This window comes from Methylobacterium planeticum (genome assembly GCF_008806345.1).
GTDB classification, from domain to species: domain Bacteria; phylum Pseudomonadota; class Alphaproteobacteria; order Rhizobiales; family Beijerinckiaceae; genus Methylobacterium; species Methylobacterium planeticum.
In genome coordinates, this window is sequence record NZ_VZZJ01000039.1 from 19,135 (window position 1) to 33,324 (window position 14,190).

At 66.1% G+C, this 14,190-nt stretch carries 15 protein-coding genes and 1 pseudogene; 5 read left to right on the top strand and 11 right to left on the bottom strand.

What is annotated here, in order from left to right:
- Window positions 1–39 precede the first annotated feature (39 nt).
- Together F6X51_RS25350 and F6X51_RS25355 are read left to right on the top strand one after the other, a co-directional pair.
- Entirely contained in the window at window positions 40–723 is a 684-nt protein-coding gene (locus F6X51_RS25350) for a type 1 glutamine amidotransferase domain-containing protein (RefSeq protein ID WP_150966647.1), read from the top strand.
- Window positions 724–836: 113 nt separating this feature from the next.
- Window positions 837–2,246 (top strand): annotated as a pseudogene (locus tag F6X51_RS25355) (amidase).
- A gap of 441 nt (window positions 2,247–2,687) precedes the next feature.
- Here F6X51_RS25355 and F6X51_RS25360 read toward each other — a convergent pair.
- The 9 genes from F6X51_RS25360 to F6X51_RS25400 form a co-directional block, all read right to left on the bottom strand.
- A complete protein-coding gene (locus F6X51_RS25360; RefSeq protein WP_150966648.1) occupies window positions 2,688–3,368 on the bottom strand; it encodes a metal ABC transporter permease in 681 nt (226 codons plus the stop codon).
- A 92-nt stretch (window positions 3,369–3,460) separates the two neighbouring features.
- Window positions 3,461–4,447, bottom strand: coding sequence for an MBL fold metallo-hydrolase (locus F6X51_RS25365; RefSeq protein WP_150966649.1), 987 nt, complete (start codon window positions 4,445–4,447; stop codon window positions 3,461–3,463).
- A 91-nt stretch (window positions 4,448–4,538) separates the two neighbouring features.
- Window positions 4,539–4,775, bottom strand: coding sequence for a hypothetical protein (locus F6X51_RS25370; RefSeq protein ID WP_246697004.1), 237 nt, complete (start codon window positions 4,773–4,775; stop codon window positions 4,539–4,541).
- Between the two features lie 19 nt (window positions 4,776–4,794).
- Window positions 4,795–5,871, bottom strand: a complete 1,077-nt coding sequence (locus F6X51_RS25375) for an alpha/beta fold hydrolase (protein WP_191970265.1) — start codon at window positions 5,869–5,871, stop codon at window positions 4,795–4,797.
- A 116-nt stretch (window positions 5,872–5,987) separates the two neighbouring features.
- Entirely contained in the window at window positions 5,988–7,952 is a 1,965-nt protein-coding gene (locus F6X51_RS25380; RefSeq protein ID WP_150966651.1) for an alpha/beta hydrolase domain-containing protein, read from the bottom strand.
- Between the two features lie 412 nt (window positions 7,953–8,364).
- Window positions 8,365–9,024 (bottom strand): carboxymuconolactone decarboxylase family protein, encoded by a 660-nt coding sequence (locus tag F6X51_RS25385; protein ID WP_150966652.1) that lies wholly within the window; start codon window positions 9,022–9,024, stop codon window positions 8,365–8,367.
- Between the two features lie 213 nt (window positions 9,025–9,237).
- Window positions 9,238–9,438, bottom strand: a complete 201-nt coding sequence (locus F6X51_RS25390) for a hypothetical protein (RefSeq protein ID WP_191970266.1) — start codon at window positions 9,436–9,438, stop codon at window positions 9,238–9,240.
- 913 nt (window positions 9,439–10,351) lie between these two features.
- Complete coding sequence (locus tag F6X51_RS25395; protein ID WP_150966653.1) at window positions 10,352–10,903, bottom strand: helix-turn-helix transcriptional regulator; 552 nt, start codon at window positions 10,901–10,903, stop codon at window positions 10,352–10,354.
- Window positions 10,904–11,042: 139 nt separating this feature from the next.
- Window positions 11,043–11,648: a hypothetical protein gene (locus F6X51_RS25400; RefSeq protein ID WP_150966654.1), complete on the bottom strand. Its 606-nt coding sequence runs from the start codon at window positions 11,646–11,648 to the stop codon at window positions 11,043–11,045.
- 176 nt (window positions 11,649–11,824) lie between these two features.
- On the opposite strand from F6X51_RS25400, the gene F6X51_RS25405 reads away from it, so the two are divergent.
- From F6X51_RS25405 to F6X51_RS28220, 3 genes are all read left to right on the top strand, one after another.
- On the top strand, window positions 11,825–12,265 hold the full coding sequence (locus F6X51_RS25405; RefSeq protein WP_246697005.1) for a translation initiation factor 2: 441 nt from the start codon (window positions 11,825–11,827) through the stop codon (window positions 12,263–12,265).
- A gap of 140 nt (window positions 12,266–12,405) precedes the next feature.
- On the top strand, window positions 12,406–12,708 hold the full coding sequence (locus F6X51_RS25410; RefSeq protein ID WP_150966655.1) for a PilZ domain-containing protein: 303 nt from the start codon (window positions 12,406–12,408) through the stop codon (window positions 12,706–12,708).
- A 222-nt stretch (window positions 12,709–12,930) separates the two neighbouring features.
- Window positions 12,931–13,092, top strand: a complete 162-nt coding sequence (locus F6X51_RS28220; RefSeq protein WP_191970267.1) for a hypothetical protein — start codon at window positions 12,931–12,933, stop codon at window positions 13,090–13,092.
- A 173-nt stretch (window positions 13,093–13,265) separates the two neighbouring features.
- Here F6X51_RS28220 and F6X51_RS25415 read toward each other — a convergent pair whose 3' ends face one another.
- Window positions 13,266–13,796: a DUF4188 domain-containing protein gene (locus tag F6X51_RS25415; protein WP_150966656.1), complete on the bottom strand. Its 531-nt coding sequence runs from the start codon at window positions 13,794–13,796 to the stop codon at window positions 13,266–13,268.
- Between the two features lie 53 nt (window positions 13,797–13,849).
- Window positions 13,850–14,190, bottom strand: a 341-nt coding sequence (locus F6X51_RS25420) for a KOW motif-containing protein (protein WP_191970268.1), incomplete at its 5' end; no start/stop codon positions are given.

Genomic DNA, 14,190 nt, shown 5'->3' on the forward strand with positions numbered 1-14,190 from the left:
ACTTTACCCTCACCCAAGCGAAAGACCCGGAGAACGACGATGAAGATCCTGATGGTGCTGACCTCGCACGACCGACTCGGCGACACCGGCCGGAAGACCGGCTTCTGGCTGGAGGAACTCGCGGCCCCCTACTACGTGTTCAAGGATGCCGGTGCGGAGGTGGTCCTAGTGTCGCCCGAGGGCGGCCGCCCGCCGCTCGATCCGAAGAGCGCCGAGCCGAGCTTCCAGACCGACACGACGCGCCGCTTCGAAGCCGACGCGGCGGCCATGGCGGTGCTGTCCGAGACGGCCCGGCTCGATGCCGTCGGCCATGAAGGCTTCGACGCCGTCTTCTACCCCGGCGGGCACGGGCCCCTCTGGGACCTCGCTGAGGACCCGGCCTCGATCAGGCTGATCGAGACGACGCTCGACGCCGGCAAGCCCATCGCCCTGGTCTGTCATGCCCCCGGCGTCCTGCGCCATGCCAAGGCTGCCAACGGGAAGCCCCTCGTCGAAGGCCGGAACGTCACCGGCTTCACCAACACCGAAGAGGAGGCCGTCGGCCTCAGCCAGGTGGTTCCGTTCCTGGTCGAGGACGAACTCAAGCGGAATGGAGGTCTCTACGCCAAAGGTGCTGACTGGGGACCCTTCGTCGTAACGGACGGCCTGCTCATCACCGGCCAGAACCCGGCCTCCTCCGGCCCCGCCGCCGAGCATCTCGTCGCACGCCTCGCAAACCGCTGAGGACGTGGGCGCCCCCGGGGGCGCCCGCACACGACCGCCCCCCAACCCATGATCGTCGCCCGGCCGAGCCAGGGCGATCCGCCCGCATCGGCGACCTCGAAGGATCCCAGCCCATGGCCACCGACATCGTCTTCTCGGACGCGACCCGGCTCGCCGAATTGATCCGCACCCGGCAGGTCTCGCCAGTCGAGGTCGTGCAGGCGCACCTCGACCGCATCGAGGCGGTCGACCCCAAGGTCAACGCCATCGTCACGGTCGCGCAGGATGCGCTCGCCGCGGCGAAGGACGCGGAGGCAGCGGTCATGGCGGGCGGCCAGCTCGGGCCTCTGCACGGCGTGCCGTTCACCGTGAAGGATTCGATCGACACGGCGGGCGTCCTCACCCAGCGCGGCTCGCCGATCTTCAAGGGCCGCACACCCGACGCCGACGCGACCAGCGTCGCACGCATGAAGAAGGCCGGCGGCATCCTGCTCGCGAAGACCAACCTTCCTGAGTTCTCCTACTGGATCAAGAGCGACAACCTGCTCTCCGGCCGCTCGAACAACCCCTAGGACCTTGAGCGCACGCCAGGCGGATCGAGCGGCGGCGAGTCGGCGGCCATCGCGGCTGGCATGTCGCCGCTGGGCCTCGGCACCGATCTCGCCATCTCGGTGCGCGGCCCGGCCGCCCAGACCGGCATCGTCTCGCTCAAAGCCACCCACGGGCGCGTGCCGATGACCGGCATCTGGCCGCGGGCGCCCCGCCGCTTCTGGCACGTTGGCCCGATGGCGCGCAGCATCCGCGATCTTGCGCTCGCCTTCTCGCAACTGGCCGGCTCCGATGGACTGGACGCCTTCGCGATCAGCAACGTCCCGTTCGATGCCGGCATCGGCGCCGCGCCGGACCGCAAGCTCCGCGTCGGCTGGATGGTCGGGCCAGGGTTCGGCCCCATCGACACGGAGGTCGCGGCGACGGTGCGCGCGGCGGCCGCGGCCCTCAAGGGCGAGGGTCACCACGTGGAGGAGGTGCGCATCCCGGCGCTGGAGCGCGACTTCGCCCTCGACGTGTTCAACAAGCTCCACGTCATGGAGATGAAGCCCGCCTTCCGGGAGGCGATTGTTGGCCGTCCCGAGGACGAGATCTACAAGATGGTCAGGACCATGCTGTCGCTGCCCGACACGTCGATTGAGGACTACGTCGCGGCCGAGCAGGCGGCGGAGCGGCTCCGTGACGGCTATGCCGCCTACTTCCGGGACCACGACGTCCTCCTGACCCCGGTGCTGCCCGTCCCGGCGCACAGGCACGGCATCCAGGAACTCGTTGTCAACGGCGAGACCGTCGACCTGACCTACCTGCAAGGTGCGACTGTGCCCCTCAACGTGACGGGCCTGCCGGGCCTGTCAATGCGCTTCGGGACGAGCCGCGAGGGTCTGCCAATCAACGTGCAGCTGGTGGGCAGCTGGCAGGCGGAGACCACGATCCTGCACGCCGCCTCGGTGCTGGAGGGCGTGAGCCCGGTCCGCGGCCTGCACGCAAGCCTCTGACCGGAGGGAACCTGCCGGGGAGCGCCACGCGGTCCCCGGCCATGAGCGGACGTCGCATGGCTGATAATGGGAGCGCAGCGGACAACCCCCGCTTCCCGAGCAAACGTCCGCTTTTTGTGTTTTGGTTTCAGAGACCGGACAGGCAGGAAACCACCCACCTTAGACGCTCGAGGGGCCGTCTACAGCAGCAGGATCTGGCCGAAAGCCGCCGGCCTGCTTTGGAGCAACCGAAGCAGTGAAGCGGACACGCTGCTTCTGAGCCAACCTTGTGCATTGACGCGGACGGAGAGTTTACGCGGGACGTGAGGCGTGCGCGTCTGGGAGGTGACGCAGACGTCGTGCGTGCTTCTCGATGCCGTCGAGACGGCGCGGCTTGCCGTGATCGCCGGACACCGCTCTCGGCCGCTTAAGTACATCGGCCGGTCCTGACAGCTCTGAGCATCACTGTGGCGGTGTGAGTCCGTCCTTGCCGACGGCGACCCGCACTGCCGTCAGCTTGTCTCCGTCGCGCTCAGCCGTGAGGAATATCTTGCCGCCCGCCTGCACGATCCCCCTGTCGGCCGGCTCGTAGGCCACGATCTGTGCCTGCGGCGGCACGAGGATCGTCAGGGACTGATTCTTGCCGAAGGTTACAACGAGCGTCGTCGCACCGCCCGCTCCCGCGCGGCCGGAGACTGTGCCGTTCGTCATCGCGCTCTTCACCCTTGGCCCGGCACCGGAATTCGTCTTCACAGTGCCGTTCGTCATCGCGCTCTTCACCCGCGCGCCGCCGGCCAGCGTGTCCGGGATCGTGTCCCAGTCGCGATGCCCCTCGCCGGTGCCGCGCATCGACTCGGGGAAGATGTGGACTTCCAAAGCCGTGGGTGGATTGTCGCCCTTGGTGGCGGTGCCGATGAAGCTACCATCGGTGATGGCATCGAGACTCGAACGGACAAGAGACGCGTACCGGGTCTGGGGCGTCAGAGCGATCGTTTCCGTCTGGCCCTCGATCGTTCTGATCGAGACCTTGTCTGGTTCGACCGTCTCGATCGTACCCCTCACGCGCTCGATCTGCGGTGCGGCATGTACCGTATGCGGAAGCGCCAGCAGACCGGCGAGGATGGTTATCGCCAGGTGTTTCATCAAACCTCCTGATCATGAACGCGGATGCTGACGTGTGGTGGCAGGCCACGCCGACAGCGCGGGCATTGGCCAAAGACCTTCATCTCTCTTGTCTAGACCACTGGGCTCCACTGGATCGGGACGAATCTGTACCCCTCCGCGCCTTTCAGGATATGGCCTGCCGCCGGGAACGGAGCGTGGTAGAACGACACCTGCAGGCGCTCCGCCGCGGCTAAGTCCAGCATCTTCACGCGGGTCTCTCGAGCCTGCTCAGCGTCCATATCGAACACTGCCGACCAGCCTGGATTGCGCACGAAGAGCGCCGGATGATTGGCCGTGTCACCCATGATCAGCTGCCTGGCCGAGCCTGAGGTGAGCATGAACGCCGTGTGGCCGGGCAAATGCCCAGGGGCGGCTACGGCAATCAGCGACGGCACCACCTCCTGGCCGGCGACGAAGCGCTTCACTTCCCCCGTCATCGGACCGAACACGCGGCGCGTCGCCGCGAAGGTCGGCTTCCACCCGTCTGCCGCCTGCGCCATCCGGGCGTCGTCGGTCCAAAACGCCCACTCCGCCTCGGGTACGTGGACCTGCGCCTTCGGGAAGACCGCCGTACCGTCCTTGCGGCGGATGCCGCCGATGTGGTCCGGGTGGAAATGACTGATCACGATGTCATCCACGGTCGCGGGGTCGAAGCCCGCGGCGCGGAAGTTCGTCATCCAGTGGCCGGTGGTCGGCGGGCCGTTGTCGGCAAACCCAGTGTTTACCAGAACCGTGCGGCCTCCGATCCGCAGCACGACGGACGTGAAGGTCAGAGGCAGTGTGTCCGCGGGGAGGAATGCATCCTCCATCGCCTTCTTCAGCTCGCCCGCCGGCGCGTTAGGGATGAAGCCGTCGAGCGAGCGCATGGCGAAGCCATCGTTAATCGCCGTCATCTCGACCGCACCGACCTTGTAGCGGTAGAAGCCCGGCGCCTGGCCCGAGCTGGACGTCGGCGCCTGGGCCGAGGCGGCATAGGGCACCGCGAGGGGAACGGCCGCGAGCGCGGCGGCGCAAGCGGGCTGGGCGGCCACAGCCAGAACGGTTCGTCTCGTCACCATCGAAGGTTTCCCGGTCGCTACGGCGGTTCTCAGACGGTCGAGACCACCGCTTTCTTCCACGTCATGATGCGCGCTCGAAGACGCGCACCGCTTACGGCTTCGCCGCCTCGGCGACGGGCTTCCACGCCGCACCGTCCTTCGGGTGAATGTCCCAGTTCGTCCGCAGCGGCAGGCCGATGATCTTGCTCATCTGAGGGCTGACATCGGCGGGCACCGGCACAGACTTGGCCGGAACCTGGAGCGGGGCGGCCTGCTGCGCCATGACAGGACTAGCGGCGAGCGCTGCCACCAGCGCCGTGCCGATTGCGATCGGTGTCTTCCTGATCATCGCCTGCCCTCTGGCTGTCTCAGCGGCCGCGCGGCCCGGCCGCGTCCAGAAAGTCCCGGACGGTCCGGTTCATGTAATCCACATCCGCAGCCTTGGTCGCGGTCGCCGTCGTGTGACCCTGCACGGAAGGAACGGCGACGACGCTCGCCTGCGGGATGTACCCGCCGGCCTCGCGCGCCTCCTCGACCGGGTTGTAGAGGTCTAGGTTGCCGCCGGTGATGATCAGCGTTCGCGCCTTGATCGCGGCGAGTGCCTTCAGGTGATCGCCCGAGAAGCCCGGCGTTTCGCCAATGTTGTGCCGGTCGTAGGCCCAGGTCTGTGCGATCCAGTCGTTGGCGTCGAAGCCGGTCTTCAGCACTGCTTCCTCCTGACCCTGGATCCACGGCAGGATGTCGAGCGGCCGCGGAGCGATCCCGCGCAGCGCCTCCGGCGTTCGAGCGGCTAGTACCTGGAGGATGTCGGCGCGCAGCCGCCAGCCCTGCTCGGGCTGCCGGTCGTAGGCGCCGTCCTTGAAGGCGGGATCGAGCATTAGCGCCTTGCGGGTCGCCTCGTTGACCGCGATAGACCACGGCGCGGTGCGCGCCATCGGCGTCAGGGCGATCAGCGTGTCCATGAAGCCGGGATGGCTCACGCCCCATTGCAGCGCCTGCATGCCACCCATGGAGGCGCCCGCCACCGCAACGAGGTGCGTGATGCCCAGATGATCGAGGAGACGCTTAGGGCTCTCCACCATGTCGCGGATACCGAAGTGCGGGAAGGCCGTCCCGTGCCGGCTCACGCTGTTGCTCGGGCTGGTGGTGAGCCCGTTGCCGATCGCGTCGCTGGCGACGATGAAGTACTTGTTCGTGTCGAGCGCCTTGCCTGGCCCGATCAGGAAGTCGATGCGGTGGTGATTGCCGCCGATAGCCGTGGTCGTCAGGATCGCGTTGGACTTGTCGGCATTCAGCGTCCCGTGCGTGACATAGGAGATCGCGAAGTCCTTGATGGTGTCGCCGCCCTCCAGCGGCAGATCCACCATCCGGTAGAGTTGGTGCTGCGGCGCGTCGAGCCCGTGGGCGGAGGCGATGGGCACTCCGAGCAGCGCTGCTGCGAGCATTGCTCCGCCCAGACCCGCGCGAAGTCCCCGCGTCCGCCGCCCGCTCACACTGAATCCGCCCATCGTCATCCTCGCTGGCGCACAGCCGAACCATCGGTGCGCCTATTCCTGAATTGCTACCGCGTAGCCTCCTGCCGAGCCGCCTGGATCAAGCGGTCGCCATCCTCGCGCAGAAGCAGGCGATCTCTGACCAGCGCGTCCACGGACTTGCCCACTGCAGCAAGGTAGGCATCCAGATTCGGGTAGCGTTCCTCCAACGAGCGCCGCGGATCCCCGTTGGCCTCTCGCTCGGCCCGTGTGCGGGCAAACGGAAGCTGGCTGCCCTCGCGGTCGCACAGGGCGCCCGCTGGGAAGGGATCAGTGTAGAGGTTCCAGCCCGTGAAGGTCGCGCGCGGCGCGGCAACGGCCGGCAGGCGAATGCCTGCCACGTCGTTGCCGTCGGCATCGACGCGCGGCACGAGCGGCCGGTATTGCGGTCCCGCCTCGGGATGGGGATCGACGTAGGTGCTGAAGCGCGCGATCGTGTTCGGCGCGGTCGGGACTGGCGCACCGACGATGAAGGGAAAGCCGGTCGCGGCTGCCTCGACCAGCGTGCCATCCGACACGCGCGGAATCCGGCTCTCCGGCGGCATTGTGCCATCCGTCGCCCACTCCTCAAGCGCGACCAGAAGAGCTCGGAGGGCAGGTGCTGGATTGAGGGTGCTGCGCGTGTTCGCGCAAGGGCCCCTGTTCGAGGCCAGTCCAGCGCGCCCATAGTGGAAGGCGCTCGAGACCAAGTAGGCACGCGCCGTGTCGGGCAAGGCTATGTCGTTGCGACCGAGCGGATCCGTCGTGAGCAGCGAGGCACCCTTCTGCCAGTACTCGGTGCCGGTGTTCACCTCGATCAGGAGCGGGTCGAAGCCGTCATTGCGCAGGAGCGCGCCGGTCCGTCCCGTCACCGGGTCGTGCTGGGGCGTCGCGGAGAACGGGAAGGCATTTTCCGGAAAGAGATGATCCTCGTGCTGCGTGTTCGTTCGGGATGGCTGGCCGAAGCGCGCGTTGAGGAAGACCCCGCCGATCCCCGCGATGTGGGACAGCACGCCGTCAAAGACCCGATGCCCGGCCTCGTCGCGATTGAAGCCCTGATAGATGAAGTCGCGCAGGTAGCGCCCGCTCTGCGAGATGCCGAGCGCGACCGCGTGCCGGATCAGCCCGCCCGCCGGGTTGGCGCCACTAGCGGCATCGCCGCGCAGGTAGGCGACCACGTCGCGCGTCGCGGCGAAGCCGATGCCGAGCACCTTCGGTTCGGTGGCCTGGTAGGTGAACTGGTAGATCGATCCCGGCAGCGGCTTGGTGCCCTTGGGCAGGAGTTCGAGTTGCCGCGCCGTCGCGTAGTGCCACGCCTCTGGCGGAACGAGCCTGGGCGGATCGGCCTCCCGGCGGCGCACGGTCAGCTTCGTGCCGGCCTTGTCCTGGTTGGCCGCCTTGAAGGTAAGATAGAATGGCGCCTCCGGCGGACCGCGCGTCGCGCTGACGAGCTCGTCGCGCACAGTCTCCACGATTGGCGTGCCGTTCCGGGAGGCCACCGGCACGTCGATCGCCATGCCGCCCTGCTGGCGCAACGCGTCCGCCTCCCAGCCCGACCAGACGATGGTGTCGCCGCGACGCAGGACGAGGCCGGTGCCGGCATCGATGGCGCTGCGCGGATCGTTGACGGCTTGGGCCGCCTGGGCCGGCGCATCCAGCACCCAGTTAAACAGGAACTTGCGGCCGCGGTTCAGCACTTCGAACAGCAGCGTGCCGCTGCCGCGCGCGGGGTCTTTCGGGCGCAAGATGAACAAGTCAGTCTTGTACTCGACCATGCCGCGTGCATTGCGCGGCGCGAGCGCGATGTCGACAATGCCGGCATTGGCCGGGCCGGCCGGATCGAGCTCGCCGTGGGCGGCTCCGGTGACCCGCTCGTAAGCGCCGGCAGATCCAAATTCTGCGCCTTCGGCAAACGGCTCGACGGTGGCAATCTCGATGCTGGTGATGCGCGCCTGGGCCGGCGTGACGCCGAGCGCGCACCCGAGCGCGCAGGCCAGAACCCGACCGGTCCTCATGCTCTCCCCCCAACGCGCGGCTCGTTCGGAAGGCCGACGGTGGTAGCAAACACAGATCGCACTGCACGTCGAGCAGGGTGGCCGCGGAGGCGTTGCGTTTTCGAGCAGCCTGTCAGCCGGTGAGACTGTAGACCCAACCCGACCTCACGGCACATCCCATCTCGCGATCGGAATTGGCCTCTCCGATTCTATAAATTGCGATCGACATTTCGAATCGGGTCCCAATTGTCATTCGATGAGGCCGCTCACGCGAGAGCGTGCCCAGAGTCTGTTACTGCAAACAACCGCTGCAAAATATGATCTCACAGACTCTGGAGCTGATGCAGCAGATGAGGTCAGGACTGCGAAGTGTTCAGGCCAGTCAAACGCAGGGGCAATCGAGAGTATCCCGTCGCCTCCGTTCTTTCACAGCCTAACGTTCGCCGGGCTTGAATGGCGGATCTTTGCCCGGTGGCACGCCCTCCTCTGCCATGCTCAACAACATGGCGACGGTGACGTAGGTGCCAGTCAGCGCAGTCAGATCCACAACCCCCTGGTCGCCGAGCACCTGTTTCGCGCGAGCGAAGGTCTCGTCCGAGACCGCCTGCTTGGTGGAGAGCTCCATGCAGAAATCGTAGACGGCGACCTCGTCGGGCTTCATATTCTCAGGTCGCTTGTTCGCCTTCAGGTCGGCTGCGACTTGTTCTGAGAGCCCGGCTTTGATCGCCAGCGGGTAGTGGGCATACCACTCGACCTGCGAGCGCCAGAGGCGGCCCTGGATCAGGATGGCAAATTCGTTCAGTCGGGTCGGGACCGAGGTGTGCCAGCGCAGGTAGTCGAGGAGATCGTACATCCGCTGCGCCATCTCCGGGCTGCGGATCATAGGATTGTAGGGACCGGCGAGCCCGACGCTTGAGACCTTCATGATCTTCTCACCAACCGGGCGTTGCGCCGGCGTGAGCTGGTCCAAGGTCAATTGCGGGAAGCGAGGCTCACGCCTGGTCAAGCCCCACGACGTTGACGTTGCCAGCCATCCCCCGGCAGCCGCCACGACAACCACAGCTGCGACGCCTCCGACTTTGAGCACGCCCATCAATCCCTCCCTGGCATGAGCGCGATCAAGCGCGCCTCTGTGAGATCGAGATAGTTCGTTATGCGCCTGCGAAGATCCAGATGTTTTGCTCGGCGGTGAGTCTACGCCAACGCCTATGTCGTGGGGCTCGGGCGAGCCGGCAGAGCTACCAGAAGCCCCATGGCGATCGCGAGGCTGGCACGACCTTGCCTGCGAAACAGATCGGCACGCTCCTCAGATCGTCAGGACAATCTTGTCGAAGTGCTCGTTCTTTTTCATACGGGCGAGCGCTGCCGGCGCCTCGCCCAGCGTGTACCGGCTGTCGATCGGCAGGCTGAACCGTCCGCCCGCGATCTCCTGCCAGATGCCCGCCCGGACGCGCTCGATGATCGCGCGCTGTTCCTCAATGGATCGGGTTCGGTTATGATGTGGCACCGGCGAACACGCCGATCCGGCCCCGCAGCGCTCCGGTCAGCGCCGGCTCCGCCGGAGATCCGACGCGCCTCGCTCGTGGCTCCATCCCTCGCCAGCAGCGCCTCGAACGACACTCCGGCTCACCTCTCTATCAGCACGCTTCGCGTTCCATATCGCCCAATCGGCGCGGGCCGTCGGGCGGCGGGCCGCACGGCTCCATAAACGACCTTACGCGGACTGGGCGGCCTAACAAGGTCTAGAGCACGAATGACCGCCTTGGAGTTCCTGCCCGAGCCGGCTGAATGTCGGCAAAGGGCGCAAAGGCGAAGGTCCGCGTCGCGGCGAGGAGCCAAGTTCCGGAAGTAGCACAATGCTCCCGGAACAACGATCGTCGACCGTCAGCTTCATCACACGGCGCCCCGCTGCGCGGTGACGCTGCTCTGGGATCGGGGGCATCATGGGTCCGAGCCGTCCCTGACCTGCCGCCTCAGCTTCGACTTAAGGCACAGCACGGCACCAGGATGCGCCAGGGCCATATCAGCGCTTCGGCAGTGCACCAGGATGATGAAGTCGCCGCGAACGGGGAACGCCGGCAGGCTGGTCGCTTGATAGTGTCGGTCGAGTTGAGGAGCACAGTATGCTTCGCGATAGCGGACGCGCGTGAAGACCCCCTTCGATCTTGACGCCGTCGGTCTTCTTGCGAGCGCTGCCCGCGAGGCTGGCGAAACTCGTGGCGAGCTTGGGCATCATTGTGCGTGGGGTCTTTCTGACGGGACATCTCGACCTTGAGAGGAGGTCAACCGAAAGCTCGCGGGTCACGGCATGATGCTGGATCGCGACCCGCGCCGAGCCGTTGCCCGGAGACATGACGGCAGGAGTAGATCCTGACACACTCAATCGCAAACAGAGGGAGGATGCCGGATCACGCTACGAGTTACGCCAGGGGAATGTATGAGTCGAAGCCCTGGAAGGCGGTCGGCCGGTGCGGGCCGGCGTCTTCGGTCCCGGCTGACACGAGGCCGAGATCCTCGCAGAGACCTGCCACTAAGAGCACGGCATCTTCCTGAGCGGTGCCGTAGGCCTGCACCGCTGCGGTGGGCGTGGCGCCAGCTTCTTGAGCGGCGCAGGCGGCAACGGTCGGAAGGGCGTAGGCGATCGCGTGCGCTCCGAAGAGAGCGCCGCGGATGAAGAGGTCGGGCAGGTCTGGCCGATCGCGGTAGGCATCCGGGGTCGGGCAGGTGCCCGTCTGGGCGATGCGGGGCTGGCTCAACGGCTGTTCGGGCGTTCGGGTAGCGTTCGACGCCGAACGAGCTTCCGAACGACGGCCCGGGTCGGTGTTGGCCACCAGCGCCGTGCGCACTTCGGCGACGCGCCAGCCCAGCGGACCGCGCTCTGGGATCTGACCCCGCTTCTGCTTCTCATGCAGCGTCGAGCGGCTGAGGCCGATGGCCTTTGAGAGCTGCGCGTAGGAGGTCGCGAATTCCATGTCAGATCCGTTCGTTCGGCTTAAAAATCAGACTTGCAGCGAGGCAAAAGTCGGGAGCAACTCTGCCCGCAGAGGGTGGGGGTGCCCAGGGAGGACCCGCAGGTTCCATTCGTTGCTCAAATGTCACGCTTCGAGAGGTCTACAGCCCCGGCATCCCCATCAGGAACTCGATCTCGTGGCTGACGCGCTTCTCAAGCTCGTCGCCCATGACCTTGTCGAACGCCGCAGCGGTCGCCCCCTGCAGCATTTCGTCGGGGATGTAGACGCCCGAGTTCTGAAGCCGCGCCTTGCCGCGCCAGGCGTGGCCGGCCGAGACGTTCTTGAAGACGTGACCGCCCATCACCGGGCCTTTGCGGTTCGGGAAGCGCCCGCCCTTCGTGAACGTCCCGGCGAAGAGCTGACGACGTCCGCGGGGCGCGGCCGAGACGCCGGCCCTGGTCTCCTTTGGGCTGAAGAACTTGAGACTGATGTCGCCGCCGTGCGTGGTCAGCGTGTAGGTCAGGCTGCCCGCGTACCCGAACTGCTCGGCCGCGGCGGTCGCCTTGTTGACCTTCACGGCCCGGACGATGGTCAAGCGCTTCAGGCCCGTCTGCTGGGTGAGCGCCCTGATGACTTGAGTGCGGGCTTTCGTGCCGGTGTGGTTCAGGGCTCTCGCCAACGCGATGGGTGCGCGTGCGCCAAGCTCACCAAGCTGGTTCGAGAAGCGCTGGAGCAGGCCGTCGCCGGAGAAGGTTAGGCCGGTCATGCGCCGTGCTCTCGGTTGCGCTCTCGCATGTTGAAAGGCCTGGCGCCAGCACCTTGCAGAGGCCCTGACGCAACACCTCACAGGGATGGTTCACATCCGTACTGTTCAGTCTTGCGTTGCATTCGCGGCCCGATCACAACCGCTTTGCCGCCTCAGAATGCGGCTTGGGGGCTACGATGATCAGAGGAAACGCGGTTGCCGCAGCGCTCGTCGCTGTGAGCCTTGGCGCATGCGGGAGCATCACGCGCGGCACGACGGAACGGATGGCGTTCCTCTCTGAGCCGCCCGGTGCTCAGATGGTCACGACGAAGGGCTATGCCTGCCCGGCGACGCCGTGTTCGCTTGAAGTCGACCGGTCCGACGAGTTCGATGTCACCTTCACCAAGCCCGGCTACCAGCCGCAGATGATACCGGTCCGGACCAAGGTGGCAGGGACCGGGGCAGCCGGCTTCGCTGGCAACATCCTGGCTGGCGGCGTGATCGGGATGGGGGTCGATGCTGCGACCGGGGCCGCTATGGACCACACGCCAAACCCGGTGAACGCTACGCTCGTCCCGGATGCGCTGCCGAGCGCTCAACGCGAGCGGCATCGCCGAAAGGGCAAGCCCGAGGTCTGACGCGCAGGGTGGGGTGCTGCCTGATCAGCGCCCCATCGCCACCTCGTGCCGAGCCAACCCCTATACGTCCCCGGCGTTCAGCCTTCCGAAGCGCGCGCGCTCCAGAAGGGCTGGATCGAACCGCGACCCGACTGCAAATCATGCCTCCCGAAAACGAGCCGGAAGCGGCCACCCGACCTGAGAAGCGCAAGGGCGGCGATCGTCACACCACGATGAAGCTGGCGACGATCCTGCTGGAGGACGGTGAGCAGATCCCGTGTGTCCTCAGGGATATGTCTGTGTCCGGAGCCAAGCTCGGCGTCGCGCGACGGCACGTGCTGCCCGAGAGCTTTGCGTTGAACTTCCCTGGCCGCGACCTGACCTGCCGTGTCCGCCGTGCCTGGAGGCGTGGTGACTTCGTGGGTGTCACGCTGCTGGCCGAGAACGAGCCGGTGCGCGAGTAGGCGCCCGCCGCGCTGCCAGCGCCGCACAAGCCGCATCGGTGATCTACCGGATCAACTCGACGGCACGCTCGGGAGCGACCTCGACGGATCGGCCTCCGCGCTCATCCCCGATCCGGATGCAAACCTTTTCGCCGGAGGCGTGGGCTGAGGCATGCATGGCTCTAATCGGTCTTGCCAAGTTTACGGTATTTACCGAAAGCTGTGATAATTTGATTCGGCGTGATGGCGATGAGCACGGCTATGCCGGAAACTGATTTCACTGGTAAGGTGGACGCAGCGGAAGAGATGCCTGCTGTGTTCACACGCTCTTGGCTTCTGATTGCTGTCTACACATGCGTCGCGGCAGCCATGCTGCTGTGGGTGGTCGCCTACGCGGTTTCCTGAGGGTCCGTAGAAAAGCCCCGCAGCGATACGATCGCTCGGGGCACGACTTTCAATTGGGGAGAAGCGGCAGGGCCTCTAGCGGCCTCACATCCGTCCTCGCGCTCGACCCGTGCATATTCTTCGTCGATCGAACGCGAGCGGGAGAATAAGGGCCGCCTTCAAGCTGTCAAGCGTTAGGAAGCCGATGCCTGAGCTTCAACTTCAACATCCGGCGTGTTTTCCAATGGAAGATCGCCAATGTTGGACGAAGCGTGTGCCTTATGCCGACTCGTCAACGAACCGCGGGCCTCCTGCATAGGCAGGAAGGCCGCGAAGCCGACGGGCGATGCTACATCGTTGTAGATCGCCTCCATGCCGCCGCGCATATGGTAGGTCTCGTGCCAGATACCGACGCCGCGCGTATCCCGCAGGAAGTCTGCCCACCATTGCCGGTGAGGCTCGGACTTCGCCCAAGCCACCATGCTCTCCATGTCCTGCCAGTACCACCGCATGCCGACATGGAGCGGGCGCAGGCTGAAGATAATGTTGTTTTCGTAGTGCAGTAGGCCGTTGGGTCGGGCCGCTCCGACCTTGTCGATCCTCGGGCCGAAACCCAGCAACGTCTTGATGCCGTACCAGGTGCGAACTCGCATTCCGAGGTAGATGACGACGAGGTCCGGATGGCCCGAAAAATCCGGGACGATTTCTCGCCTCTTCGCAGCCATGCCTTCGTCCTCCGGATCGGTCCCGATAGCCAGACCCGACTTCTCCGCCTCTGCTAGGCAGCCTTCTGCACGTCGGCGAACCCAAGCTCGATCGGCGTCGCCCGTCCGAAGAGACTGACTTCCGCGAGCATTCGCTGACGCTCGTCGTCGATGCCGACGACCGTGCCATTGAACGATGCAAACGGCCCTTTGGCAACGCGCACGACCTCGCCGACTTCGTACCCAAGACCTCTTGCCTTCCGCTCCCTGGCTGCCTCGGCGCTCGCCTCGGCCTGCTTCGCGAGGAACTGCCTGTAGCTCGTCGCCGCGGCGTCCTCGCGCTCCTGGGTGTGATTAGGCGTGGAATAAGGACCCCGTTTTCGGGGTGATCGGCGTCCAAACGGGCCCCCCAGGA

Coding starts and splice junctions, on each gene's coding strand:
- F6X51_RS25370 (WP_246697004.1), bottom strand. CDS start 4,775: ATGATCAGGAAGACACCGATCGCAATCGGCACGGCGCTGGTGGCAGCG.
- F6X51_RS25360 (WP_150966648.1), bottom strand. CDS start 3,368: ATGAAACACCTGGCGATAACCATCCTCGCCGGTCTGCTGGCGCTTCCG.
- F6X51_RS25365 (WP_150966649.1), bottom strand. CDS start 4,447: ATGGTGACGAGACGAACCGTTCTGGCTGTGGCCGCCCAGCCCGCTTGC.
- F6X51_RS25380 (WP_150966651.1), bottom strand. CDS start 7,952: ATGAGGACCGGTCGGGTTCTGGCCTGCGCGCTCGGGTGCGCGCTCGGC.
- F6X51_RS25395 (WP_150966653.1), bottom strand. CDS start 10,903: ATGGAATTCGCGACCTCCTACGCGCAGCTCTCAAAGGCCATCGGCCTC.
- F6X51_RS25350 (WP_150966647.1), top strand. CDS start 40: ATGAAGATCCTGATGGTGCTGACCTCGCACGACCGACTCGGCGACACC.
- F6X51_RS25405 (WP_246697005.1), top strand. CDS start 11,825: ATGATCAGAGGAAACGCGGTTGCCGCAGCGCTCGTCGCTGTGAGCCTT.
- F6X51_RS25400 (WP_150966654.1), bottom strand. CDS start 11,648: ATGACCGGCCTAACCTTCTCCGGCGACGGCCTGCTCCAGCGCTTCTCG.
- F6X51_RS28220 (WP_191970267.1), top strand. CDS start 12,931: ATGGCGATGAGCACGGCTATGCCGGAAACTGATTTCACTGGTAAGGTG.
- F6X51_RS25385 (WP_150966652.1), bottom strand. CDS start 9,024: ATGGGCGTGCTCAAAGTCGGAGGCGTCGCAGCTGTGGTTGTCGTGGCG.
- F6X51_RS25410 (WP_150966655.1), top strand. CDS start 12,406: ATGCCTCCCGAAAACGAGCCGGAAGCGGCCACCCGACCTGAGAAGCGC.
- F6X51_RS25375 (WP_191970265.1), bottom strand. CDS start 5,871: ATGCTCGCAGCAGCGCTGCTCGGAGTGCCCATCGCCTCCGCCCACGGG.
- F6X51_RS25415 (WP_150966656.1), bottom strand. CDS start 13,796: ATGGCTGCGAAGAGGCGAGAAATCGTCCCGGATTTTTCGGGCCATCCG.